Annotated in this window: 19 protein-coding genes; 11 read left to right on the top strand and 8 right to left on the bottom strand. The window is 70.7% G+C overall.

Annotation, left to right across the window (positions count from 1 at the left end; all coding sequences use genetic code 11):
* Positions 1-8 precede the first annotated feature (8 nt).
* Positions 9-1,607 (top strand): hypothetical protein, encoded by a 1,599-nt coding sequence (locus AB0Q90_RS35845; protein WP_363163065.1) that lies wholly within the window; start codon positions 9-11, stop codon positions 1,605-1,607.
* Between the two features lie 7 nt (positions 1,608-1,614).
* Here the strand turns inward: AB0Q90_RS35845 and AB0Q90_RS35840 are convergent, their stop codons facing one another.
* Genes AB0Q90_RS35840 through AB0Q90_RS35830 form a run of 3 tightly spaced genes read right to left on the bottom strand, consistent with a single transcriptional unit; the run spans position 1,615 to position 4,732 of the window.
* Positions 1,615-2,520, bottom strand: coding sequence for a carbohydrate ABC transporter permease (locus tag AB0Q90_RS35840; protein WP_363163066.1), 906 nt, complete (start codon positions 2,518-2,520; stop codon positions 1,615-1,617).
* The gene (locus tag AB0Q90_RS35835) at positions 2,517-3,392 is read right to left on the bottom strand and encodes a sugar ABC transporter permease (RefSeq protein ID WP_365734149.1); all 876 of its coding nucleotides are present in this window, start codon (positions 3,390-3,392) and stop codon (positions 2,517-2,519) included. Before AB0Q90_RS35835 ends, AB0Q90_RS35840 begins: the two co-directional genes overlap by 4 nt.
* An 8-nt stretch (positions 3,393-3,400) precedes the next feature.
* The gene (locus tag AB0Q90_RS35830) at positions 3,401-4,732 is read right to left on the bottom strand and encodes an extracellular solute-binding protein (RefSeq protein WP_363163068.1); all 1,332 of its coding nucleotides are present in this window, start codon (positions 4,730-4,732) and stop codon (positions 3,401-3,403) included.
* Positions 4,733-4,971: 239 nt separating this feature from the next.
* Here AB0Q90_RS35830 and AB0Q90_RS35825 point away from each other — a divergent pair, with 239 nt between their 5' ends.
* Positions 4,972-5,976 (top strand): LacI family DNA-binding transcriptional regulator, encoded by a 1,005-nt coding sequence (locus AB0Q90_RS35825; protein WP_363163069.1) that lies wholly within the window; start codon positions 4,972-4,974, stop codon positions 5,974-5,976.
* A gap of 31 nt (positions 5,977-6,007) precedes the next feature.
* Positions 6,008-6,403 (top strand): hypothetical protein, encoded by a 396-nt coding sequence (locus AB0Q90_RS35820; protein WP_363163070.1) that lies wholly within the window; start codon positions 6,008-6,010, stop codon positions 6,401-6,403.
* Between the two features lie 12 nt (positions 6,404-6,415).
* Here AB0Q90_RS35820 and AB0Q90_RS35815 read toward each other — a convergent pair whose 3' ends face one another.
* Positions 6,416-7,234: an SAM-dependent methyltransferase gene (locus AB0Q90_RS35815; RefSeq protein WP_363163071.1), complete on the bottom strand. Its 819-nt coding sequence runs from the start codon at positions 7,232-7,234 to the stop codon at positions 6,416-6,418.
* 349 nt (positions 7,235-7,583) lie between these two features.
* Here AB0Q90_RS35815 and AB0Q90_RS35810 point away from each other — a divergent pair, with 349 nt between their 5' ends.
* The 4 genes from AB0Q90_RS35810 to AB0Q90_RS35795 all read left to right on the top strand — a co-directional run bounded on the left by AB0Q90_RS35810 (position 7,584) and on the right by AB0Q90_RS35795 (position 15,709).
* Entirely contained in the window at positions 7,584-7,982 is a 399-nt protein-coding gene (locus tag AB0Q90_RS35810) for a hypothetical protein (protein ID WP_363163072.1), read from the top strand.
* Between the two features lie 89 nt (positions 7,983-8,071).
* The gene (locus AB0Q90_RS35805; protein WP_363163073.1) at positions 8,072-10,114 is read left to right on the top strand and encodes a flotillin family protein; all 2,043 of its coding nucleotides are present in this window, start codon (positions 8,072-8,074) and stop codon (positions 10,112-10,114) included.
* A 98-nt stretch (positions 10,115-10,212) separates the two neighbouring features.
* Complete coding sequence (locus AB0Q90_RS35800; RefSeq protein ID WP_363163074.1) at positions 10,213-15,129, top strand: DNA repair ATPase; 4,917 nt, start codon at positions 10,213-10,215, stop codon at positions 15,127-15,129.
* 1 nt (position 15,130) lies between these two features.
* Positions 15,131-15,709 (top strand): hypothetical protein, encoded by a 579-nt coding sequence (locus AB0Q90_RS35795; protein WP_363163075.1) that lies wholly within the window; start codon positions 15,131-15,133, stop codon positions 15,707-15,709.
* A gap of 21 nt (positions 15,710-15,730) precedes the next feature.
* Here the strand turns inward: AB0Q90_RS35795 and AB0Q90_RS35790 are convergent, their stop codons facing one another.
* A complete protein-coding gene (locus tag AB0Q90_RS35790) occupies positions 15,731-16,207 on the bottom strand; it encodes a CBS domain-containing protein (protein ID WP_363163076.1) in 477 nt (158 codons plus the stop codon).
* A gap of 151 nt (positions 16,208-16,358) precedes the next feature.
* Here AB0Q90_RS35790 and AB0Q90_RS35785 point away from each other — a divergent pair, with 151 nt between their 5' ends.
* The gene (locus tag AB0Q90_RS35785; protein ID WP_363163077.1) at positions 16,359-16,940 is read left to right on the top strand and encodes a hypothetical protein; all 582 of its coding nucleotides are present in this window, start codon (positions 16,359-16,361) and stop codon (positions 16,938-16,940) included.
* Between the two features lie 9 nt (positions 16,941-16,949).
* On the opposite strand, the gene AB0Q90_RS35780 is transcribed toward AB0Q90_RS35785, so the two are convergent.
* Both AB0Q90_RS35780 and AB0Q90_RS35775 read right to left on the bottom strand, forming a co-directional pair.
* Positions 16,950-18,248, bottom strand: coding sequence for an ArsB/NhaD family transporter (locus AB0Q90_RS35780; RefSeq protein ID WP_363163078.1), 1,299 nt, complete (start codon positions 18,246-18,248; stop codon positions 16,950-16,952).
* Between the two features lie 68 nt (positions 18,249-18,316).
* Entirely contained in the window at positions 18,317-19,552 is a 1,236-nt protein-coding gene (locus AB0Q90_RS35775) for a cation:proton antiporter (protein ID WP_363163079.1), read from the bottom strand.
* A 213-nt stretch (positions 19,553-19,765) separates the two neighbouring features.
* Here AB0Q90_RS35775 and AB0Q90_RS35770 point away from each other — a divergent pair, with 213 nt between their 5' ends.
* The 3 genes from AB0Q90_RS35770 to AB0Q90_RS35760 all read left to right on the top strand — a co-directional run bounded on the left by AB0Q90_RS35770 (position 19,766) and on the right by AB0Q90_RS35760 (position 23,042).
* A complete protein-coding gene (locus AB0Q90_RS35770) occupies positions 19,766-20,836 on the top strand; it encodes a helix-turn-helix domain-containing protein (RefSeq protein WP_363163080.1) in 1,071 nt (356 codons plus the stop codon).
* Between the two features lie 99 nt (positions 20,837-20,935).
* Entirely contained in the window at positions 20,936-22,330 is a 1,395-nt protein-coding gene (locus tag AB0Q90_RS35765; RefSeq protein ID WP_363163081.1) for a potassium transporter TrkG, read from the top strand.
* Complete coding sequence (locus AB0Q90_RS35760; RefSeq protein WP_363163082.1) at positions 22,323-23,042, top strand: TrkA family potassium uptake protein; 720 nt, start codon at positions 22,323-22,325, stop codon at positions 23,040-23,042. Before AB0Q90_RS35765 ends, AB0Q90_RS35760 begins: the two co-directional genes overlap by 8 nt.
* A gap of 11 nt (positions 23,043-23,053) precedes the next feature.
* Here the strand turns inward: AB0Q90_RS35760 and AB0Q90_RS35755 are convergent, their stop codons facing one another.
* Positions 23,054-23,800, bottom strand: coding sequence for a DUF4142 domain-containing protein (locus tag AB0Q90_RS35755; protein WP_363163083.1), 747 nt, complete (start codon positions 23,798-23,800; stop codon positions 23,054-23,056).
* Positions 23,801-23,980: the final 180 nt, after the last annotated feature.

Below are 23,980 nucleotides of genomic sequence, written 5' to 3'. Positions count from 1 at the left end.
ATTCTTTCGTGAGACCGCTGATTCTGGTGCGCGGGTTCGGCGGCCCCTTCCTGGGCGGCGTTCAGCGCAACGCCTACCAGGGCTTCAACGACGGCACGGTCTACCCGGGCCGGCGCGGCGAGAACTACATCTACGAGGGCTTCGTGCTGCGGGCCCTGAAGTACGCCGAGCATCCGTACCGGGACGCCACCAACGTCGTCGGCTACTACGCCAAGCCCCAGGCGGCGCTGCCCGGGAAGTGGAACTGGGACGCCGACCTGCTCACCGGGCGCGTGGTCCTCGACCCGGCCACGGCGGACCGCGTCCTCGGCGACGGCGTCGGCGGGACGCTGTGGATCTACCGCTACTACGACCTCGAACCGCGGACGATGAAGGGGTACGGAGAGGGCCTGGTGCGGCTGATCGACATCATCCGGCGCGCCGCCGCCCAGCGCGACGAGCCGTTCCACGGCGTCGACATCGTGGCCCACAGCATGGGCGGGCTCGTCGTGCGCGCGGCGCTCAGGGAGCTGAGCGTGATGGACGGCAGGGCCGGGGAACTGATCCACCGGATCGTGACGCTGGGCACCCCGCACCGCGGCATCGCCTTCCAGGTGCTGCCCCGCGGCCTCGTCGAACAGCTGCCCGGCCTCGCCTCGACCGCGGACGAACTCGCGGCCTTCGACCCGGACAGCACCGAGTTCAGGCACTGGGGCGAGTGGTTCCCGCTGGAGCGCGTCCTGACGGTCGTGGGCACCGACTACCGCTCGTACGGCATCGACGTCGCCTCCCTGGGCAACCGGCTGGCGAGCCTGGCCGACGAGGGCAGCCTGGTCTACAACCGCAGCGACGGACTGGTCAAGCAGGCCTCCGCCCAACTCCCCGGTGCACCAAGGACGTTCGTCCACAAGTGCCACGGCGGAGGGGACTCGCTCGTCACCTCGCGCGAGGCGTTCGAGATCGCCATGAGGTTCTTCCACGGCACCCACCGGGTGCGGTTGTGGCTCGACGACGCCGAAGTGCGGCGCGGGAAGGACTTCTTCGGCCGCAGCGAGTTCTATTTCGGGGCGTCGGTGAAGCCCAGGGGCGTCGACTTCGACCTGTTCCACCAGAGCCCCGAGGCGGAGAACTGCTACGGCCCCTTCCGCTCGGACCGGCTGACCGACGGGCCGCCCTCGCTGAAGGAGGAGCTGACCCGGCCGCTGTCGGCCGAGGGAGACGCGACGACCGGCTGGGCCGGGCCGGACCGGCTGATCTGGGAGGGCTGGTTCGACCGGTCGGTGCGGCCGGTGACCCCGTCCGGGGCCACCGGTGTGGTGTTCCGCCTCGATGTGTACCTCGGCGAACGGGACTCGTTCGGCGTCGGCTTCTCGGACAACGTCGTCTTCCGCAAGCAGTACTACGTCCAGCTGCTGCCGGGCGACCGGCCGGTCCTGTACGTGCACACGGGCGAGGCCCGACTCGGCGAAGGGCAGCAGGAGTTGGACGCCGCCGCGCGCGAGGAGGACTCCGGCGTCGTACGGGCGGCCGAAACCGCAAAGCCGAACGAGTGGCGGTTCCCCGTGGGCGGTACCGGCTTCGGCGCGACCCTGCGCGCGGCGTTCCAGGCCGACGACGGGTCCGCGTAGCGGGGGCTCACCGTACGGCCCCCGCGGTCATGCCCGCGATGACCTGCTTCTGGAAGGCCGCGTAGATCACCAGCTGCGGCAGCAGGACGAGGGTGGCGGACGCCATCATCGCGCCGTAGTCGACGCTGTACACGCCCTGGAACTGGGACACTCCGAGCGAGACGGTGGTGAGCGTCGGGTCGTTGATGAGCGTGACCGCGAAGGGGAACTCGTTCCAGACGTAGATGACGTTGAGGATGGCGAGGGTGGCGACGACCGGTCGCATCAGCGGGAAGACGACCCGCCACGCCACCCGCCACAGCCCGGCCCCGTCCACCACGGCCGCCTGCTCGATCTCCTCGGGGAAGTCCCGCAGGAACCCCGTCAGCAACAGGATGTTGAAGGGGATCGTGACGGCGATGTACGGCAGGATCAGCGCCGCGTAGGTGCCGAACAGGCCCAGCGCGATGTCGATCCGGTACACCGGGAACAGCAGGATGTAGACCGGGACGGCGAGCCCGGCGAGGAAGTAGTAGCGCAGGGTGTTCTGGGTGCGCCGGCCGCCCCGGCGGAAGACCATGCGGGTGAGCGCGAACGCCGCCATGAACGACACCACCAGGCCGACCGTGACCGACACGAGGGCCAGGATCAGCGTGTTCTTGTACATCACCAGCAGGTTGAGGGTCTCCAGGGCCTGCTCGTAGTTGGCCAGGGTGAGGTCCGACAGCGAGATCGAACGCTCCAGGATGTGGTCGTTGCTCTGGAACGACAGCAGCACGATCCACAGCAGCGGGAACAGGATCACGAAGGTGATCAGATAGGCGGCCGCGGAGGCGATGACCAGGCCGCGCCGCCGGCGGACCGGCGGTTCGGCCGGCCGTGCGGGCGCCGACGGCGCACGGGTCGTGACCCGGGGGCTGGTTTCCGTGCTCAACTGTGCTTCTCCCTTCGGCGGTTGCCGAGGAACGTGGCCGCCGAGGCGAGCCCGCCGACCACGAACACCACCACCGCCAGGGCCATGCCGTAGCCGTACTGCTGGGTGGTGAAAGTGATGTGGTACATGTAGCTGACCAGCACCTCGGAGAGGTGCACCGGGCCGCCGCCGGTGAGCGCGTAGACCAGCTCGAAGACCTTGAAGACGCCGGTGACGACCAGCGCGGTGACGATGCCGAACGTCTCGCGCAGCATGGGGATCTGGACGTACCGCAGCTGCTGCCACCGGCTCGCGCCGTCCAGGCTGCTCGCCTCCAGCACATCCCTCGGCAGCATGCGCAGACCCGCGTAGAAGATGGTGAGCACGAAGCCGATCTGCTGCCAGAGGTAGACGAAGGCCATCGAGTACGGACTGAGCGTGGGACCGCCGATCCACTGCGGATGCGCGGGGACGCCGATCGCCAGCAGGAAGGCGTTCACCAGACCGATCTCGGGGTCCAGGATGAAGATCCAGATCAGGCCCACCAGGATCGGCGCGACGATCGCCGGCGCGAAGACCAGCGCCCGCAGCGCGCCGCTGCCCCGGATCCGCCCGCTGAGCAGGACCGCCAGCAGAAAGCCCAGCGGGATCAGCAGGAACAGGGCGATGCCGAGGATGATCCCGGTATTGCGCAGCGAGGTCCAGAACGACGGATCCTGCGCCATGGTCCGGTAGTTGTCCAGGCCGGAGAAGGCGGTGGCGCCCACGCCGTCGTAGTCGGTGAAGCTGTAGTACAGCGAGTAGAGGATCGGGTAGATCATGTAGACGCTGTAGACGAGGAGGGCCGGCGCGATCATCAGGGTGAAGTGCCGGCGGGTGGTGAGCCAGTTCATGCCGGCCGTCACTTCAGCGACTTCTGCACACCGGCCACGGCCTCTTCGGGGCTGAGGCTGCCGCCCATCACGCCGTAGAGGCTGTCGTACATGGCGCTGGCGGTGGCGGCGGAGACGACCAGGTCGGGCTGGGCCTTCGGGCTCTTCCAGCCGGGCCTGGCGGCCTCGGCGAGCACGGCGGCGAAGACCGGGTCCTTCGCGGTGTCGACCTGCGGACGGTAGGTCGTCACCGGCGGCTGGGCGTTGTCGACCAGGATCTTCTGGCCCTCGTCGCTGTAGTAGAAGGCGATGAACTCCTTCACCGCGGCGTATTTCTTCGGGTCCTTCTTCACCTGGGCGCTGACCACGAACGGCGCCGACGGCACGTTCATCACCAGCCGCTGCTCGCCCACCCCGTCGTCGAAGGTGGGGCCCGCCCAGAAGCCGGTGTCGGCGCCCACCTCGCTCTTCTGGATCTTCGCCGCCTCCCACACGCCGGCGTCGAGGAAGGCCGCCTTGCCGGCGGTGTAGGAGGCGACGGCCTGGGCGTACGTCTGCGTCGACATGTTGGCCGGGAAGGCGCCGGCCTCGGCGAGTTCGCGGACGTGCTCGTACAGGCGCAGGAAGTCGGCGTTGTCGTAACGGGCCTTCCCCGCAAGGATCTTCGGGTACTTCTCCTCGTACCCGAAGCGGTCGAGCATGGTCAGGAACGCCCAGACGCTGAACGAGGAGCTGTTGGCGCCCTGCGCGATCGGCACCACGCCCGCGGCCTTGAGCTTCTTCACCGCGGCGAGCAGGTCGTCGAAGGTCTCGGGGACGGCGATGCCGTGCTCGTCCAGGATCGCCTTGTTGTAGTAGAAGCCGGTGATCAGCGCCTGGTACGGGACGCCGTACTGGATGCCCTTCGTGCGGAAGGCGGCGAGCATGCTCGGGGCGAACTTCGCGGTGAGGCCCTTCTCTTCGAGGATCGGGGCGAGGTCCAGCAGGTCGTCGTCCTCGACCATCGTCTTCGCCAGTGAGTCGTACACCCAGAAGATCTCCGGCAGGGTGTCGCTCTGCGCCGCGATGGTCATCCGCTGCTCGTGCTGCTCGACGGGCTGGCCCTCCAGCCGGATCTTCATGTCCGGGTGCTCGGCGTTGAACTCCTCGACGAGTCGGTAGGTCGCCGGGTCCTGGGTGCTGCTGTCCGGGTTGTGCATGGACAGGGTGATCAGGCCGTCCCCGGCGGAACCGCCGCCCGTGTTCGTCGCGGAACCACAGGCGGTGGCGAGCAGGGCGCTCGCGGTGGCGGTGATCAGAAGCCGGCGGGAGAGGCCGGGACGGTGTCCCGGGGTGCGTGCGAGGTGCGGGGAGGTCGACATGGTGCTGCCTTCCGAGGAGCGCGCAAACGTTTCGATGGAAGGTACTCGGGAGCGCCAGGGTGTCAATACTGTGCGTAGGAGAAAGTTTCAGGGCGGGATGGTGCGCTGCTGGTCAGAGTCGTTGACGGAGTTCGGCGGCGCATGCGATGGTCAGTGAAATCGTTTCGATACGGCGGGCTCGCAGGAGCCGACGGCGTATCTTCCGTACCTGTACGGATCGAGGAGGCGGCGAAGCAGCAGTGGCTACGATTTCCGACGTCGCGCGGATGGCGGGCGTGTCCATGTCCACCGTGTCGCACGTCATCAACGGCACGCGGCCCGTCCGCGACGAGACCCGCGCCCGTGTCGAGGAGGCGGTCAGGGCCACCGGCTACCGCCGCGACGGCCTCGCCCGCGCGCTGCGGCGCTCCCGCACCGACTCCATCGGCCTGATCGTCTCCGATGTGTCCGAGCCCGCCTTCGCCGCGATGGCCCGGGGAGTCGAACGGGAGGCGATGGGCGCCGGATACACCCTGCTGCTGGCCAACTCGGGGGAGGACCCCGACCTGGAGGCGCGGGCGCTGCGGGTGCTGACCGAGCGCCGGGTCGACGGCCTCGTCATCGCCCCGGTCGCCCGCTCCCGGCGCGAGGAACTCACCGCCGTACTGGAACAGGGCACGCCGGCCGTGCTGATGGACCGCCTCGGCGGCGTCCGCGCCGACCAGGTGGGCGTGGAGAACACCGCGCCCATGCGGGAGTTGGTGCTGCACCTGGTGGCCCACGGCCACCGCCGTATCGCGCTCGCCGCGGGGGACACCGGGGTCTCCACCATCGCCGAACGGCGGCGCGGCTACCTGGAGGCGCTTGCGGAGGCGGACATCCCCACCGAGGAGGACCTCGTCGTCACCGGCAGCGGCCGGTCGGACGACACGCGCGAGCGGATGCTGGAGATCCTACGAGGGCCACAGGCGCCCTCCGCGGTGGTCGCGGCCGGCACCGAGACCGCCGTGGGCGTCCTCGAAGCGGCGAACCGGCTGGGCCTGCGCACCCCGGACGACCTGGCCTTCGCCACCTTCGACGGCTTCCCGCACGCCGATCTGTTCCGGCCCGGCATCACCACCGTCACCCAGCCCGCCCACGAGATCGGCGCCACCGCGATGCAGCTCCTGGCCAGCCGCATCGACGGCACCCTCACCGCGCGCCACCGCTCCATCCGCCTGGACCCGGAGATCACCTATCGGGAGTCCTGCGGGTGCCCTGTATGAGCCGGGGGGCGGCGGACGCGGGCGGTGCCCGGTGATCTCGCTCCCCGAGGGGTCCTGGTGGGACTGGGACGTCGTGGAGTGGAACGCGGGGCGGCTCAGGCTGGGGGCCGGGCACGACCTCACCTACGCCCACGGCCTGGAACTGGTCTTCGGTGACCCGGCCTTCGTCATGTGCCCCGCCGCGTTCCAGGACCCCGAATTCCGCGCGCCCACACCGCAGGAAGCGCGGCTGGTCACCGACCGGCTCGGACAGCTGCCGCCCGTCGTCCTCGCCTTCGACGCCGACGCGGGCGGCCCCCACCCCGCGGCCTGTCTGGTCGCCGCCGAGCGGCTCGACGTCGTCACCGGCACCGTCTACCGGTACTGGCGCGAGGAGTTGGCCGCCGGGGAACGCCTCGCACCCTGGGTGCGGCCCCCGGCGGCCTGACGTGCGGGCGGGTCAGGGCTTGCGGCCCACCGCGCCGTAGGCGTCCACGGCCGGGGCGGTCGGGGCCGCGGACTCGGGGCGCCAGTCGGTCACCGGGACGACGCCCGGCTCCACCAGGTCGAGGCCGTCGAAGAACGCGGCGATCTCCTCGACACTGCGCACGTAGTACGGCACGGCGCCGCTCGCGTTGTAGGCCTCCGACGCGGCGATCATGCCCTCGCTGGTCGACGTGCTGTCACTGATCACCAGGTAACTGCCCGACGGCAGGCCGGACATGAGCCGCTGGATCAGGGCGACCGCCCGGCCGTGGTCCTCGACGTGGCCCAGGGTGTTGAGGATCATCAGGGCGACCGGCTGGGAGAGGTCGAGCGTGCCCGCCGCGGCCTTCAGCACGGCGTCGGGGTCGTAGAGGTCCGCGTCCAGATAGGCGGTCCTGCCCTCGGGGGTGCTGGTCAGCAGGGCGTTGGCGTGGGCCAGCACGATCGGGTCGTTGTCGACGTACACGATGCGGGCGTCCGGAGCCACACGCTGGGCCACCTCATGCGTGTTGTCGGCGGTCGGCAGGCCGGTGCCGATGTCCAGGAACTGCCGCACCCCCTGCTCCCCGGCCAGATACCGCACGGCCCGCCCCAGGAAGTGCCGGCTGGTGACCGCCACGTCGACCAGGCCCGGGAAGATCTCCTTGATGTGGTCGCCGATCTCCCGGTCGACCGGATAGTTGTCCTTGCCCCCGACGAAGTAGTTCCAGAACCGGGCTGAGTGCGGCTTCGTCGTGTCGATGCGGGCACGTATCTCGGCGGCGGCGGCAACCTCGGGGTTGGTGTCCGACACGGCAGGGCCTCCTGCGGCTTGGCGTTGATGATCAGGCCACCAACCTAGGCGAACCTGTCGTGGGTGCGGAGGAGTTGTGCAGGAGAGCGGGCCGTGCGGGGTGCGTTTTCGGCCATGGCGGCGGCATCGCGGTCTTGTTTACGGTCTTCTGACGCCCTCTTAGCGGACACCGGCACTTTTCGCGTCCCGAACACTGCCGGAAGTCGGCAATGCGACCAAGGCCCGGCAGCGGAAAGATGAGCGCAAGGGGAGCACGGGATCGGTTTCCGGTGCCGGACACCGGCAGGTGACCGGCACCGGAACCGAAGTGCTCCGACATACCTACAGGCGGCAGGATCGGGGGTTGGGCATGCGGACGTTCTTCGAGGCCGCCACCGGTTTCCCGACCTTCGTGTGCACCGTCGCCCTGGTCGTGGTCGTGGGCTTCTGGCTGCTGGTCGCGATCGGCCTGGCCGAATCCGGCAGTTTCGACGAGGACCTGGACACCGAGGCCTGGGGGCTCGGCAGCGGGCCCGCCGCGGTCGCGGTGTCCCTCTTCACCGGTTTCGCCTGGCTCGGCAGCCTCTCGGCGGCCGTTCTGCTCGAACCGGTCGTCCCGCCCGGCCCGGTCCGCGTGGCGGCCGGTTTCGCCGTCCTCGCCACCGCACCGCCGCTCGCCTGGTGCGCGACCCGCGCGGTCGTGGGCCCGCTCCAACGCCTCCTGCCGGACAAACCCGGGCCCGCGGGGCGAACCTCGTCGGCCGTCTGAGCCGCAACCCACAGTCTTCCGAAGTCGGTCCCGGCCTCTCCCCGGACGCGACGGGACTTCGGCCTCTTCACCTGCCAAGGACGTCTGCCATGAATGCCATCTCCCTGGGCGTCGGCGCGCTCGTAGCCGTCGCCGTGCTCGTCGCCCTCGTCGTACTTTTCGTCGCCCGGCTGTTCCGCAAGGTGGAGCAGGGCAAGGCGCTCATCGTCTCCAAGATGCGCAAGGTCGACGTGACCTTCACCGGACAGGTCGTTCTGCCGGTGCTGCACAAGGCCGAGGTGATGGACATCTCGGTGAAGACCATCGAGATCACCCGGGCCGGGCGGGAAGGGCTGATCTGCCGCGACAACATCCGCGCCGACATCCGCATCTCGTTCTTCGTCAAGGTCAACAAGACCGTCGACGACGTCATCAAGGTCGCCCAGGCCGTCGGCACCGCGCGCGCCAGCCACCGGGACACGCTCCAGGAACTCTTCCACGCGAAGTTCTCCGAGGCGCTGAAGACCGTCGGCAAGCAGCTCGACTTCACCGACCTCTACACCAAGCGCGAGGAACTCCGTTACAAGATCATTGAGTTGATCGGCGTCGACCTCAACGGCTACCACCTGGAGGACGCGGCGATCGACTACCTGGAGCAGACGCCGCTGACCCAGCTCGACCCGGCCAACGTCCTCGACGCCCAGGGCATCCGCAAGATCACCGAGCTGACGGCCGTCGAGCACGTGCGCACCAACGAGGCCCAGCGCACCGAGGAGAAGGAGATCACCCGGCAGAACGTCGACGCCCGCGAGGCCATCCTGGAGCTGGAGCGCCGCCAGGTCGACGCCGAGATCAAGCAGAAGCGGGAGATCGAGACCGTACGGGCCCGGGAGGAGGCCGAGACCGCGCGGGTCGTCGAGGAGGAGCGGCTGCGGGCGCAGAGCGCCTTCCTGAAGACCGAGGAGCACCTCGGGGTGCAGCGCGAGAACCAGGCGCGCGAGGTCGCCGTCGCCGCGAAGAACCGCGAGCGGGTCATCGCCATCGAGAACGAGCGCATCGAGAAGGACCGGCTCCTCGAAGTCATCGCCCGCGAACGGGAGACCGAGCTGACCCGGATCTCGGCATCCAAGGAGGTCGAGGCGGAGAAGCGGGAGATCGCCGAGGTCATCCGCGAGCGGGTCGCCGTGGACCGCACGGTCGCCGAGCAGGAGGAGTCCATCAAGAAGCTGCGCGCCGTGGAGGAGGCCGAGCGGCAGCGGCAGGCCGTCGTCATCGCCGCCGAGGCGGAGGCGCAGGAGAAGCTGGTCAAGGACATCAAGGCCGCGGAGGCCGCCGAACAGGCCGCCGTGCACCGCGCCGCCGAGGAACTCACCCTCGCCGAGGCCCGGTTGAAGAGCGCCGACCTCGACGCGCAGGCCAAGCTGCGGCTCGCCGAGGGCGTCCAGGCGGAGTCCGCGGCCGAGGGCCTGGCCGCCGTCCAGGTCCGCGACAAGGAGGCCGAGGTCATCGAGAAGGCCGGCCGCGCGGAGGCCGAGGCCACCGAGGCGCGGATGCGGGCCGAGGCGGAGGGCGCCCGTGCCAAGGCGCTCGCCGAGGCGGCGGCCATCGGCGAGAAGCTGAAGGCCGAGGCCGCAGGCCTCACCGAGAAGGCCGCCGCGATGGCCGCACTCGACGAGGCGTCCCGGACGCACGAGGAGTACCGGCTGCGGCTGGAGGCCGAGAAGGACATCCGGCTCGCCGGTCTCGACGTGCAGCGGCAGGTCGCCGAGGCGCAGGCCACCGTGCTCGCCACCGGCCTGGAGAACGCCGACATCAACATCGTCGGCGGCGAGTCGGTCTTCTTCGACCGGCTGATGTCCTCCATCGCGCTCGGCAAGGGCGTCGACGGGTTCGTCAAGCACTCCGAGACCGCGCAGACCCTGGCGGGACCGTGGCTCGACGGGACCCGGAACCTGCCCGAGGACCTCGGCCGTGTCCTCGGCTCGGTCTCCACGGCCGACGTGCAGAACCTGACCGTGTCCGCGCTGCTGATGAAGCTCATGAAGACGGACACCATGAACACCGGTCAGCTCCAGCAACTGCCGGACAAGGCAGGCGAGTCGGGCCTCGCCGACGCCTCCCCCACCACCCAGGGCGGCAGGGGCAGGGGCTGACCGGCCCAGGGTTCCGGAGCCGCCGCACAGGGGACGGCGGCTCCGGACCACGCACTTCTTACGACGCTTCCTTCTTCTGACCCTTCGAGAGGGACCCCATGACCACCGGCCTGGACACCGGCATGTACGAGGCGCTGGACACCGGCACGTACGAGGTGCTGCGCGACCGCCTCACCGCGCAGGCCGCCGAGCTCGCCCGCCGCGCGGAGACGCTCAACACCCGCCGCGCCGAGGAGTTCGGCTCCACCCGGCTCGAACTGGCCGGCACCGAGCGGCTGCGCACCGAGCACAACTGCGTGCCCCGCGACCTCGTCTCCGTCGGTGACACCCTGCTCTTCGGCCACAACGTCTTCCTCGGCCTGAAGCCCGAGACGACCGTCGCCGACGTCTTCGCGCTGCACGACCGCGACCTGAACCGGCTGCCCGACGACGCCGTGCCCGGCCTGCTCGACGACCCCGCGTTCCGGCGCGAGTTCGCCGCCCTCTACCGCTACTACCGCCAGGCCCACCTCCTCCAACTGCGCCGCGTCGACGGCAAGTTGCTGGCCGTCTTCCAGACCGGCGAGAAGCCCGGCGACATCCGCGTGCTGCGCTGGACGCTCACCGACGACGGACAGGCCACGTTCCTCGACGCGCGCGGCGACCGCGACCACGTCTTCCCGCCCTCCCACGACTTCGAGTGGACCCCGGCCACCCGCGAGGACCACGTCCTCGGCCGCCACCCGCACGTCTCCGTCGTCGGCGAGGTCTTCGTCGAGACCGTCGGCGGCACCCTCACCGTCAAGGTCGAGAACAACACCGAGACCGGCGAGGGCATTTACGCCGAGCCCGTCGCCGAGCCCCTCCAGGCCCTCGCCGACGCCGACATCGCGCACGCGCGCGTGGGCGCCCTGATCCTGCTGCGCATCCGTCCCTACAAGGAGGACATCGACCGCTACCTGGTCTTCAACACCCTCACCAGGACCGTCGTCCGCCTCGACGGCATCGGCCGGGCCTGCCGCCGGCTGCCCGAGGACCAGGGCATCGTCTTCCCCGGCGGCTACTGCCTGGCCACGGGCACCCACAAGACGTACGAACTCCTCACGGACGACCTGGAGTTCGAGCGCGAGGTGCGCTCACCCAACGGCGAGGACGTGCTGTACGCCTTCCACGCGCGCGTGGAGGGCCGCAGCCTGCTGCTGCCGTACAACATGATCCGCAAGGAGGTCGCCAACCCGCTGTCCTGCCACGGCTGGGCGCTCTTCGACGACGGAGCCCTCCTCGTCCTGCGCGCCGACAGCGACGAACCGCAGCGTGTGCACCCCGTCCAGCGGTGGAACTCCCCGTACGTCTCCGACCTGCACGCCGCCGCCCGCCCCGTCGGCACCGGTCCGCTCGCCCGCGTCGGCAACGCCGACCTCGTCCGCGGCATCTCCGACTGCCTGTCCATCACTCGTGCGGTGGCCGGGACGAGCCCGACCGGCGAGGTGTACGAGGCGCTGGCCGCCGCCTGCGTGCGGGCCGCCGACTCCTACCACTGGCTGGGCGAGCCCGAACTCGGCGAACTGCTCGCGCCGCTCACCCAGGTGCGGACCACCGCCGAACAGGTGCTGTCCGAGTTCGAGACCGTCCAGGCCCTCACCCGCCAGGCCGCCGAAGCCCTCGCCGAGGCCGCGGCCCAGGTCGCCGGAGTCGTCCGCCGCCTGCGCGGCGAGGCGCCCCGCGGGGCCGCCGCCTGGGTCACCGGCCTGACCGAACTCCGCCATGCCCAAGGACACTTGCTCACTCTGAAGGACATGCGGTACGCGGACACCGCCCGGATCGACGAACTCGCCACCGATGTCGAGTCCGACCTGGACACCTTCGGCCGGCGGGCCGTCGCCCACCTCGCCCACGAGGACGCCTTCGCCGGCCACCGGGCCGACATCGAGCAGCTCGTCGCCGACGCCGAGGCGATCGCCACCGTCGCCGAGGCCGCGCCCCTCGCCGCCCGCGTCGACGAACTCACCGACGGGCTGCGCACGGTCACCGAGGTCGTCGCCGGGCTCGACATCGGCGACGCCACCGTCCGCACGTCCATCCTGGAGCGCATCGCCGAGGTCCTCGGCGGCGCCAACCGCGCCCGCGCCACCCTCGACGGCCGCCGCCGCGCACTCCTCGACCGCGAGGGCCGCGCCGAGTTCGCCGCCGAGTTCGCCCTGCTCGGCCAGTCCGTCACCGGCGCCCTCGCCGCCGCCGACAGCCCCGAGGCCTGCGACGAGCAGCTCGCGCGGATGCTCGTACAGGTGGAGAACCTGGAGTCGCGGTTCGCCGAGTCCGACGACTTCCTGGGCGAGCTCGCCGACAAACGCGACGAGGTCCACGAGGCGTTCGCGGCCCGCAAGCAGACCCTCGCCGACGCCCGCGCCCGCCGCGCCGAGCGGCTGGCCGACTCCGCGAACCGGGTACTGGGGACGGTCACCCGCCGTGCCGCCACCCTCGCCGACGCGGACGCCGTCACCACGTACTTCACCTCCGACCCGATGCCGGCCAAGGTCCGCCGGGTGGCCGACGAGCTGCGCGAACTCGGCGACCAGGTGCGGGCGGAGGAGCTGGACGGCCGACTGAAGTCGGCGCGGCAGGAGGCGCTGCGGGGTCTGCGCGACCGCAACGACCTGTACGCCGACGGCGGCCGCACGATCCGGCTGGGCGCGCATCGCTTCGCGGTCAACACGCAGCCCCTGGACCTGACGTTGGTCCCGCAGGGCGAGGGGCTGGCGTTCGCGCTGACGGGTACGGACTATCGGGCGCCGGTTGTGGATGCCGACTTCGCGTCCACGCGGCCGTATTGGGACCGTCCGCTGGCGTCGGAGTCGCCGGACGTGTACCGGGCCGAGCACCTTGCGACGCGGCTGTTGGAGGAACATGGCCCGGCGGCCCTTGCGGAGGCCGATCTTCCCGCACTTGTGCGACAGGCCGCAGAGGCGGCGTATGACGAGGGGTACGAGCGTGGGGTTCATGACCACGATGCGGTTCTGATTCTCGGGGCGCTGTTGCGTCTGTACGAGGGTGCGGGGTTGCTGCGGCACGAGCCTGCCGCCCGCGCCGCCGCCCTGATGTTCTGGGTGCACGGGACGACGGTGGAGGAGCGTGAGAGCTGGCGGCGGCGTGCGGTGTCGATGGCTCGGGCCCGGGACACGTTCGGGCCGGCGCCCGTGATTGCCGATCTGCAGGGTGAGTTGGCCGAAGCTGCGGGTTCGTCGTGGCTGGTCGCGCAGTTCCCGGCGCCCCTTTGGGGCGCCGCTGCCGCCTACCTTCTTGAGGAGCTGACCTCTGGGTCCGACGGGTTCGTCATCAGCGGCGGTACCCGCACCCTCCTCGACAAGTTCCGTCGTGCCGTGGGGACTTCGGACTACGACGACGATCTCGCCGCACTCGGTGACCTGGCCGCCCGCAAGCAGCTCGTCGAGGCGTGGCTGACGTCGTACACCGCCTCGACCGGCGTCGACCTCGCCCCCGGCGACCTCGCCGAGGCCGTAGCCGCCGAGCTCTGCCCGGAGTTGGAGCGGTACCTGTCCGACGCGCCGCTGAGCGAGACCGTTGACGGGCTGCTGGGCAGCCACCCGCGCATCAACGGCCGTACGCTCACCGTCCGCGTGGACGAACTCCTCGCCCGTACCCGGCACTTCCGTGCCCATGAGGTTCCCGGCCACCGTGACTACCAGCGGCGGCGTACGGCGTTGGTGGCCGCCGAGCGTGCCCGGATGCGGGTGGACGAGTTCCGGCCGCGGGTGATGTCGGCGTTCGTGCGCGGCCGGCTCATCGACGAGGTGTACCTGCCGTTGATCGGGGACAGCCTCGCCAGGCAGATCGGCACGACCGGCGACGCCAAGCGCACCGACACCGGCGGTCTGCTGCTGCTCATCTCCCCGCCGGGCTACGGCAAGACGACGTTGATGGAGTACGTCGCCGACCGGCTCGGGCTGGTTCTGGTGAAGGTCAACGGCCCCGCGCTCGGCCATGCCGTGACCTCCCTCGACCCGGCCGAGGCGCCGAACGCGACCGCCCGCCAGGAGGTCGAGAAGATCAACTTCGCGCTGGAGGCCGGCAACAACACGCTCCTCTACGTGGACGACATCCAGCACACCTCGCCCGAGCTGCTCCAGAAGTTCATCCCGCTGTGCGACGCGACCCGTCGCATCGAGGGTGTGCGGGACGGGCAGCCGCGCACCTACGACCTGCGGGGGAAGCGGTTCGCCGTGTGTATGGCGGGCAACCCCTACACCGAGTCCGGCAGCCGTTTCCGCGTGCCCGACATGCTCGCCAACCGGGCCGATGTGTGGAACCTGGGCGACGTGCTGACCGGCAAGGCGGACTCCTTCGCCGTGAGCTTCGTCGAGAACGCGCTCACCGCCAATCCGGTCCTCGCCCCGCTGGCCGGCCGTGACCGCGCCGACCTCGACCTGCTGATCAGGCTGGCCGAGGGCGACACCACGGTCCGCGCCGACCGGCTGATCCACCCGTACACCCCCGCTGAACTGGAGCGGATCCTCGCCGTGCTGCGGCACCTGCTGACGGCCCGTGAGACGGTGCTGGCGGTCAACGCGGCGTACATCGCCTCGGCGGCCCAGTCCGACGCGACGCGCTCCGAGCCGCCCTTCCGGCTCCAGGGCTCGTACCGCAACATGAACAAGATCGCCCAGCGTGTCCAGCCGGTCATGAACGACGGGGAGTTGGCGGCCCTGATCGACGACCACTACACCGCCGAGGCCCAGACCCTCACCACCGGCGCCGAGGCCAACCTGCTCAAACTGGCCGAGCTGCGCGGCACTCTGACGGCACCTCAGGCCTCCCGCTGGGCCGAGCTGAAGGCGGCCCACGTCCGGACGCAGACCCTCGGCGGCCCGGAGACCGACCCCCTGACCCGCGCGGTCGCCACCCTCGGTCTCCTCGCCGACCGGATCGCGGCCGTGGAGTCGGCCATCACCCGAGCCACCGACCCACGCCATCTCGTGGCCAACCCGGCCGCCCGGCACGCGGTCCGCCGGTCGGAGTGAGATGGCGCCCGCCGCCCCGGTGCCCCCGCCCGAGCCCGGCACCGTCCGCCGTCGGGCCCGCGGGGGCGCCTGTCTCGTCCTGGCGCTGCTCGCCCTGCCCTTCGTGGTGTGCGCCCTGCCGGGCCTGCGTCAGCCGGGCGCGGCCCTGGGGTTCCTGACCGGCGTACTCGCCTTCGCGCTGTCCGGCATGCTGGTGGAGGAATCCGCGCCCGCCCGTCACTCCACGACGAGGATCACCGCCCGGACCCTGACCGGCATCCGCTCGGTGGATCTGACCCGCCTCACCCACGTCAGGCTGCTGACGACGTTCTCGTACGGCTCCGTCCACCGCACCCTCTTCGTCCGCGACGCCGACGGCGTGTGGCTCGGGGTCACCTCCACCGCCGGGAAGCGCGCGCTGCGCAGGGCGCTGCAACGCCGGCCGGAGGACGGGCCGCGGGTGAGCCGGGCGGCCAGGGCCCACCTGGATACGACGGGTTCCGGGCAGCTTGCCGCGCACACCGTGCTCGTGTTCCTCGGTCTCGTGCTGGGCATCTGCGGGTATGTGGCCGCGCTGGTCGAACTGGGCGGGCTCGCCTGACCGGCGACCGCCCGCCACCTGTCAGCCGGCGCTCATCGCCCCCGCCGCACCCAGCAGCTCGTGCAGCAGGTGCGAGGCCGTGACCACGCCCAGCAGCTGGGTGCCGGCCTTGTCCCGCTTCGCGACCGCCACGAGCGGGCTGCGCACGCGGGCCATCAGGGCCGCCACCTCCAGTGCCGTGTCGTCCGGGTCGGCGATGGGCGGCGGCTCGGCCTTGCTGGACAGGCAGTCCCCGACGCGGCGGCCCGCCAGCGCCTGGCACAGCCGGTCGGCGTGCCTCTCGTCGACCACGGCGGCCAGGGTCGGGTCCTCGATCACATAGGTGGGGACCAGCACCTTGACCATCTGGGACGCGGGCAGGATCGCCTTCGGCTCCCCGTGCTCGTCGAGGACCAGCAGGCCGGGCAGCTTGTGCTCGGCCATCAGCCGGGCCGCCTCCAGGGCGCCGCTGTCGACACTCACCGTTTCGTATTCGACCGCCAGGTCACGAGCGCGCACGGCGGGCTCCTCATCTGCTGGAAAGGTACCTGGCCTCAGCGTCGTACACCCGGCGTGCGGGGGCCAGGACATTGACGCGAAACATACGCAGACCCCGACTTCGGGGGCACACTGGAGATGTGCTGTCGGTGCTCGCTAGGGGGTGTGGCCGATGGCTGCGGCACAGTGCGCGCGAGTACGGCTGTGGCGGTGGCGGCGCAGCCCGCTGAGGCGGCGCAGTGACCTCGTCGAGGCCTGGGTCGTGCTCGCCGGATGGGCGTTCGCCCTGGTAGGTGGCCTGATCGCGGGCCTGGTGGCGGTCGGCGCGGTGGAGCGTGCCGCCGATCAGCAGCGGGAGCGGAGCCGACAGGTGTCGGCCGTGCTCATGGAGAACGCCGAGGACCGCTCGCCGGCCCGGGTGGCGGCCGACTACCGGGTGTGGGCCAAGGTGCGCTGGACCGAGCCGGACGGCTCGACGCACACCGACGACGCGCGGGTGCCGCCCAAGACCAAGGCGGGATCCCAGGTCACCGTATGGACGGACGGCAGCGGCCAGGTCACCGCCGAGCCCCTGAGCGGCGGCGAGACCCAGCTGCACGCCGTCTCCGGCGGCGTCCTGGCAGCCCTGTGCACGGCCGGCACGGTCCTCGGCACGGTCTGGGTGCTGCGGCTGTGGCTGGAGCGGCGACGGCTGGAGCAGTGGGCCGTGGAATGGGAGCGGATCGACACCCGCAACGGCTGGAAGACCGGCTGAGGCTCCCGGTCAGGCAAGGGCGAAGTAGCGCAGCCACACGTACAGGGCGGACAGCGCGACCGTCACGACGGTGACGACCAGACCGTACTTGGTGAACTGCCAGAAGGAGATGGGCTGTCGGTTGCGCTCGGCGATGCCGAGGACCACCACGTTGGCGCTGGCCCCGATCGCGGTGGCGTTGCCGCCGAGGTCCGCGCCGAGGGCCAGGGCCCACCACATGACGTGGGTGCCCGAACCGCCCATGCTCTCCACCAGGTCGGAGGTGATCGGCGCCATGGTGGCCACGTACGGGATGTTGTCGACGATGCCCGACAGGACGGCCGAGGCGCTCAGCATCAGCATGGAGCCGCCGAGTTCGTTGTCGCCGATGGCGTCGGCGAGGGACTGGGAGATCTCGCCGATGACGCCGGTCTCGATCAGGCCGCCGATCATGATGAACAGGCCCGCGAAGAAGGCGAGCGTGGGCCACTCGACCTCGTCGAGCACCTCGCCGGTCTCCACCGAGGAGATCGCGATCAGCAGGCCCGCACCCAGCAGGGCGACGACGCTGGGCTCGTAGTGCAGCACCGGGTGCAGTACGAACCCGGCGACGACCAGGGCGAGGACCACCAGGCCCTGGACGAGCAGCCGCGGGTTCTTGATCGCCTCGCGCTCCTCCAGCTCCATGACCTCCTGGGCGCGCTCGGGGTCGTAGATGAAGTACCTGCGGAACAGGAAGCGGCACATCGCGACGAGGACCACGACCAGGACGGCCGACAGCGGGGCGAGGTGCACCACGAAGTCGTTGAAGGTCAGGCCCGCCCGGCTGGCGATGATGATGTTGGGCGGGTCGCCGACGAGGGTCGCGGTGCCGCCGATGTTGGAGGCGAAGACCTCCGCGATCAGGAAGGGCGCGGCGGGCAGCGCGAGGCGCTCGCACACCAGCAGCGTCACCGGGGCGACCAGCAGCACCGTGGTGACGTTGTCCAGCAGGGCGGAGGCCAGGGCGGTGATGACGATGAGCATCGCCATCACGCGGAAGGGTTTGGCCCGTGCCCGTTTCACCGCCCAGATCGCCAGGTACTCGAACATGCCGGTCTTCTTGAGCACGCCGACGATCATCATCATGCCCAGGAGCAGGAAGATGACGTTCCAGTCGATGCCGCTGTGCTCGGAGAAGAAGGCCGAATGGTCGTCGGTGGCGCCGATGGCCAGCATCAGGGCGGCGCCGCCGAGCGCGGCACCCACGCGATGGATCTTCTCGCTGATGATCAGGCCGTATGTGGCCACGAAGACGACGATCGCCGCCCAGCTCTGCCAGCCGTTCACGTTACTCCGACGGGTTGTTGCGGGATGCGGGCGGCAGGAGCACCGCCCGCGGGACGTACGGACTCGGATCAGGCGGTGACATGTGCGACCCCCTCCGTGACACGCTCGGGCCCGTCGCCCTGGTCCACCCGGGCGATGTCCTCGACGTGGAAGAGACGGGCGATCGGCACGTCGGTGGAGCTGTGCGCGACGATCGAGAAGGCGATGCACACGGCGATCAGCGTGAACGCCTCCTCGCCCTGCGGGATCCCGGCCTGGAGCACCAGCAGCCCGTACACCACCGAGGCGAAGCCCTTCGGGCCGAACCAGGCGGCGACCAGCTTCTCCTGCCGGGTGAACCGGGTCCCGATCAGCGACAGCAGCAGCGAGGCCGGACGGATCAGCACGATCGCCAGGACCGCCGCCACATAGCCGCCGAAGGACAGGTCGCCGAAGAGCTGCGGGGTCAGCAGCGCGCCGAACACCAGCAGGGCCGCGAACTTCGCGAGCTCCGCCAGCGCCTCGCCCAGCGGCTCGAAGGCCTCCTTCGCCTCCAGCGAGCGCGCGGTGATCACCGCGCCCGCGGAGAACGCGGCGAGGTAGGGGTTGGCGTGCGTCAGGTGGCACAGCGCGTACAGGATCACGCCGATCGCCAGCGGCAGCAGCGGCTGCAGCTTGGGCTCGGCGCCCAGCAGCCGGAACCGTACGAGCTCGATCACCACGAACGGGACGACGATGCCGAAGACCAGCCCGAGGACCAGCTCCAGCGCGATCTTCCCGAGGTCGGCCTCGGCGTGCCCGGAGGTCGGACCGGCCGCGGCGATGAGGATCAGCACCACCGGCAGGGCGAGCCCGTCGTTGATGCCGCTCTCCACGTTCAGCAGCTGGCGCAGCTTCGACGGGACCTCCTTGCGGCCCACGATCGCGGAGGCGAACACCGGGTCGGTGGGCGCGAGCACCGCGCCGACCAGGAAGGACGTCGTCCAGTCCAGGCCCACCACGAAGTGGGTGACCAGGGCCATGCCGACGAAGGCCAGCGGCATGCCGAGCCCGAGGGCGCGCGCCGGGTTCTTCCAGTTCGCGCGCAGCTTCGGGAAGGAGACATGCATGCCGTCGGTGAACAGCACCGCGAACAGCGCCAGGTCGGCCGTCACCGACACCATTTCGCTGTCCGGCGTGATGTGGATCAGCCCCAGGAAGCCGTCGCTGACCAGGGCGCCGCCGACCAGGAAGAGGAACGACGTCGACAGCACGGTCCGGGCGGCGAGGCCCGACAACAGCACCGCGATGAGCAGGGCCGCACCGAACACCAGGATGAGCACCACGACAGGGACCCCGATTCGACGAGTGACTGAAGAGACTTCTGTCAAAGACGCCGACCAGGCTTCCCGGCACACCGCGGGGAACCTTACCCGCTCTTTACGCGACATTGACAGTGTCCTGGCGCGCAGCCCGGTGGTCGGCACCTTGCCGGATCCCGGCAACCACACCGCCCGGGCATGCGCTAAAAAGGCGTCAAGAGCGGAGTGGGGGCGGACATGGCGGGGCGGGACATGATCGAGGGATACGACGAGTACGTGGCCGGGTACGCCGGAATCCTCGCGGACGCCTCCGCGACCGGCCGCCGGCTGACCCGGGAGGAACTCGACTCACGCCGGCTGCTGGGCGAGCGGGCCGCCGAGGCCGGCCTCGGGCTGCGGGCGCTCGTCGCCGTCCATATGACCGAGACCCGGGGGAACTGGCCGACGGACAACGGCACCTCCGCGGACGCGATACTGGCAGCCGCCGCCCAGGCCCTGGACGCCTTCGCCGAGGGCTACGAGCGGGCCCAGCGGCACGCCGTACGCCAGGAGGAGGCCGCCCGCCGGGAGTTCATCGACGACCTGCTCTACGGCCGCAGCGACCTCGGCCTGCTCGCCCAGCGCGCCGAGCGGTACGGGCTGCGGCTGTCGTACGAGCACGCCGTCGCCGTGGCCCGCGGCCGGGCCGCCTACGACGAGGGCGACCCCGTGCCCCGGGAGGTGGAGCGCTCGCTGATCGGCCGGTTCGGCGACCGCAGCATCCTGCTCACCACCAAGGACGGCCGGATGGTCTGCATCGCGCCCGGCAACCAGGACGAGGTGCTCGTCCACTTCGCCAAGCAGGCCCACGCCGCCACCGACGGCGGACAGGTGGCCATCGGCCGCCCGCAGCCCGGCGCGGCCGGTGTCGTCCAGTCGTACGAAGAGGCCCTCAACGCCCTCGACCTGGCCGACCGGCTGGAACTCGACGACCCGGTGCTGCGCGCGTCCGAGCTCCTCGTCTACCCCGTCCTCACCCGCGACCGGCAGGCCATGGCCGACCTCGTGGTCAGCGCCCTGGGACCGCTGCGGCGGGCCCGCGGCGGCGCCGAGCCGCTGCTCGACACCCTCACCGCCTACTTCGACTCCGGCTGTGTGGCCGCGGAGGCGGCCCGGCGGCTGTCGCTCAGCGTGCGCGCGCTGACCTACCGGCTGGACCGCATCCACAAGCTGACCGGCGCGAACCCGGCCGACCCGGTGCACCGCTACACCCTGCAGACGGCGGTCATCGGGGCCCGGCTGCTGGACTGGCCGGCCAAGTCGTTCTGAGCGCGGCTGACGCAGCCATGGCAGGTTAGGTTTCCTGACGGAATCCGTGCGCGCTCGGCACGAGACTCCGACTGGCATCCGTATGCGGGAAGGCAGCAGGTGACAGGTGGTTCCAACGGGTGGCGGCGCCCGTCCTCCCTGGCGCGCCGGTCGCTGATCACCGCCCATCCGGCCCAGCTGGTCGTGCTGGGCTTCGCGGCGGTGACCGTGCTCGGCACCGCGCTGCTCGCCCTGCCGGTCGCAGCCGAGGACCGCACCGCCACCGGGCTGGTGACCTCTCTGTTCACCGCCACCTCCGCCGTCTGTGTGACGGGCCTCGCCGTCGTGGACACCGCCACGCACTGGAGCGGCTTCGGCGAGGGCGTCATCCTCGCGCTGATCCAGGTCGGCGGCTTCGGCATCATGACCACGGCCTCCCTGCTCGCCCTGCTGGTCTCCGGCAAACTGCGGCTGCGGATGCAGCTCACCGCGCAGGCCGAGACCAAGAGCCTCGACATCGGCGACGTACGCCGCGTCCTCCTCGGCGTGGCCGGCACCACCCTGATCGTGGAACTCACGGTCGGCGCGATCCTCGCCCTGCGCTTCCGCTTCGGCTACGGCAACTCCGTCGGCGACGCCGTGTACCTCGGCTGGTTCCACGCCGTGTCGGCCTTCAACAACGCCGGATTCGGCCTGCACGCCGACAACCTCACCCGTTACGCCCGGGACCCCTGGGTCACCCTGCCGGTCGCCGCCGCCGTGATCCTGGGGGGCCTGGGCTTCCCCGTGCTGCTGGAACTGCTGCGCCACCGCAACCGGGCCCGCACCACAGGCCGCCGCAACTGGACGCTGCACACCAAGCTGACCCTGATCACCAGCGCCGTCCTGCTCCTCGTCGGCACCGTGCTGACCTGTCTGCTGGAGTGGAGCAACAAGGGCACGTTCGGCCCGCTGGACTGGCCCGGGAAGCTGCTCGCGGGCTTCTTCCACTCCGCGATGGCCCGGACCGCGGGCTTCAACTCCGTCGACATCGGCGCGATGCACGCCGCCACGCTGCTGATGACCTGCATGCTGATGTTCATCGGCGGCGGCAGCGCGGGCACCGCGGGCGGCATCAAGGTCGGCACCTTCGCCGTCCTGGCCGTCGCGATCATCGCCGAGGTGCGCGGCGAGCCGAACTCCACCGTGCTCGGCCGCAGGCTCGCCCCGCATGTGCTGCGCCAGGCGCTGACCGTGGCGCTGCTCGGCGTCGGGCTGGTCATGACCGCCACACTGGCCCTGCTGAGCATGACCGACCTGCCCTTCGAGGGCGTGCTCTTCGAGACCGTCTCGGCCTTCGCCACGGTCGGTCTGTCCACCGGCATCACCGCCGACTTCCCCGACGGCGGGCAGCTGATCCTCGTGCTGCTGATGTTCGTCGGACGGCTCGGCCCGGTCACCCTGGTCTCGGCGCTGGCCCTGCGCGAGCGCACCCGCCGCTACGAACTGCCCGAGGAGCGACCCGTCATTGGTTGACTACCTGCACGCCCTGAGGCTGCGCCGCCACAAGCGGCCGGCCGACAAGTCGTCCCGGTCCGCCGGGGACCAACGGGTCGTGGTCATCGGCCTCGGCCGGTTCGGCTACTCGCTGGCCAACGAGCTGATGCGGCGCGGCTGGGACGTCCTCGGCATCGACACCGCCGCCCGCACGGTCCAGAAGTACAGCGACAGCCTCACCCACTCGGCGGTCGCCGACTGCACCGACCCCGAGGTGCTGCGCCAGCTCGGCGTCCACGAGTACCCCAGCGCCGTCGTCGCCATCGGCAACGACATGGAAGCCAGCATCCTCGTCGCGTCCAACCTGCTGGACGCCAAGGTGCCCAACATCTGGGCGAAGGCCGTCAGCCGTCAGCACGGCCAGATCCTGGAGCGCCTCGGCGTCACCCATGTCGTGCTGCCCGAGCACGACATGGGTGAACGCGTGGCCCACCTGGTCACCGGCCGGATGCTGGACTTCATCCAGTTCGACGACGACTACGCCCTGGTCAAGACCGTCGCCCCGGACATCGCCACCGGCCTCCCGCTCGGCGAGAGCCAGGTCCGCAGCAAGTACGGCATCACGGTCGTCGGCATCAAGCGCCCCGGCGAGGACTTCACGTACGCCACCGCCGAGACCGTCGTGCGCAGGGGCGACGTCATCGTGGTCACCGGCAAGACGCATGCGGTGGAGGCCTTCTCCGAACTCTGACCGCGCCCGCGTCAGCGGACCGTCCCGCTGGGGCTCGGGGCGGGGGAGGCGGTGTTCACGCCCAGGTCCGGGCGGGGCTTCAGGGCGAGGACCGGGGAGCCGGGCTGCGGCGGGGGCGGCGTGACCTGGTCGTTGGGCAGCTTCGGCGGCGAGGTCTGCTGGAAGTTGACCTGGTCGTAGTTGACCAGGCCGGTCTTCTCCAGCACGGTGATGTGGTCCAGGACGGTGTCGTTGGCGAGGTCGGCCAGTTGGCGCACCAGGGTGTTCTGGGTGCTGGCGCGGATCTTGGCGACGGTCGGGAAGATCTGGCCGTGGGTCACCCGCATGATGGTGACCGCGGTGGAGTCGAACTCCTTGCCCTCCTTGGAGTCCACCGTCGCCACGAACTGCTGCTGCTGGGGGCTGGCCTGATTGGGCAGCGTGATGCCGAGCTCGGGGGCGATCTTGCGGCACAGCTCGTCGAGGCCCGCGTGACCGACGATCAGATGCTTGCCCGCCTCCTTCATGGCCGCCGTCGTGCCGCGCTGCACGGCCATCTCGCCCAGCGGGTACTCCCACAGCCCTGCCGCCCGCACCTTGACCACGAAGTCCCGGTCCGCCTCGGTCAGCGGCCCGTACCGGGTGTTGGCGATGATGCGGGAGGTGTCGGTCGAGGTTTTCTCCACCCCCAGCATCGCGGGGTAGGCGAGGGCGGAGAGGGTGAGCACCAGGGCGCCGCCGACGAAGACGGTTCCCGCCGTGCTGCGCGAGATGCGCATCGGACCTCCTGAGGCGAACGGCTCGGACACCAGGAGGTACGGACGGGTCGCGCGAAACAATCATCGGTGCGGGCAAAACTTCCCGGCCGGGATGTGTGTCCTGTGTCACGCCGTACGGCGAGGGCTGAGGCCTTGCTCACCGACTGTTGTGATGTGAGTCACAAAGGGTCTAGGGTGAAA

This window comes from Streptomyces sp. NPDC079141 (genome assembly GCF_040686775.1).
Classification (GTDB): Bacteria; Actinomycetota; Actinomycetes; order Streptomycetales; family Streptomycetaceae; genus Streptomyces.
The sequence above is the reverse complement of the archived record's forward strand: the minus strand, read 5'-3'. Positions and strand labels throughout refer to the sequence as shown.

Coding starts and splice junctions, on each gene's coding strand:
- AB0Q90_RS35835 (WP_365734149.1), bottom strand. CDS start 3,392: ATGAACTGGCTCACCACCCGCCGGCACTTCACCCTGATGATCGCGCCG.
- AB0Q90_RS35830 (WP_363163068.1), bottom strand. CDS start 4,732: ATGTCGACCTCCCCGCACCTCGCACGCACCCCGGGACACCGTCCCGGC.
- AB0Q90_RS35810 (WP_363163072.1), top strand. CDS start 7,584: ATGCGGACGTTCTTCGAGGCCGCCACCGGTTTCCCGACCTTCGTGTGC.
- AB0Q90_RS35805 (WP_363163073.1), top strand. CDS start 8,072: ATGAATGCCATCTCCCTGGGCGTCGGCGCGCTCGTAGCCGTCGCCGTG.
- AB0Q90_RS35800 (WP_363163074.1), top strand. CDS start 10,213: ATGACCACCGGCCTGGACACCGGCATGTACGAGGCGCTGGACACCGGC.
- AB0Q90_RS35795 (WP_363163075.1), top strand. CDS start 15,131: ATGGCGCCCGCCGCCCCGGTGCCCCCGCCCGAGCCCGGCACCGTCCGC.
- AB0Q90_RS35785 (WP_363163077.1), top strand. CDS start 16,359: ATGGCTGCGGCACAGTGCGCGCGAGTACGGCTGTGGCGGTGGCGGCGC.
- AB0Q90_RS35770 (WP_363163080.1), top strand. CDS start 19,766: ATGGCGGGGCGGGACATGATCGAGGGATACGACGAGTACGTGGCCGGG.
- AB0Q90_RS35755 (WP_363163083.1), bottom strand. CDS start 23,800: ATGCGCATCTCGCGCAGCACGGCGGGAACCGTCTTCGTCGGCGGCGCC.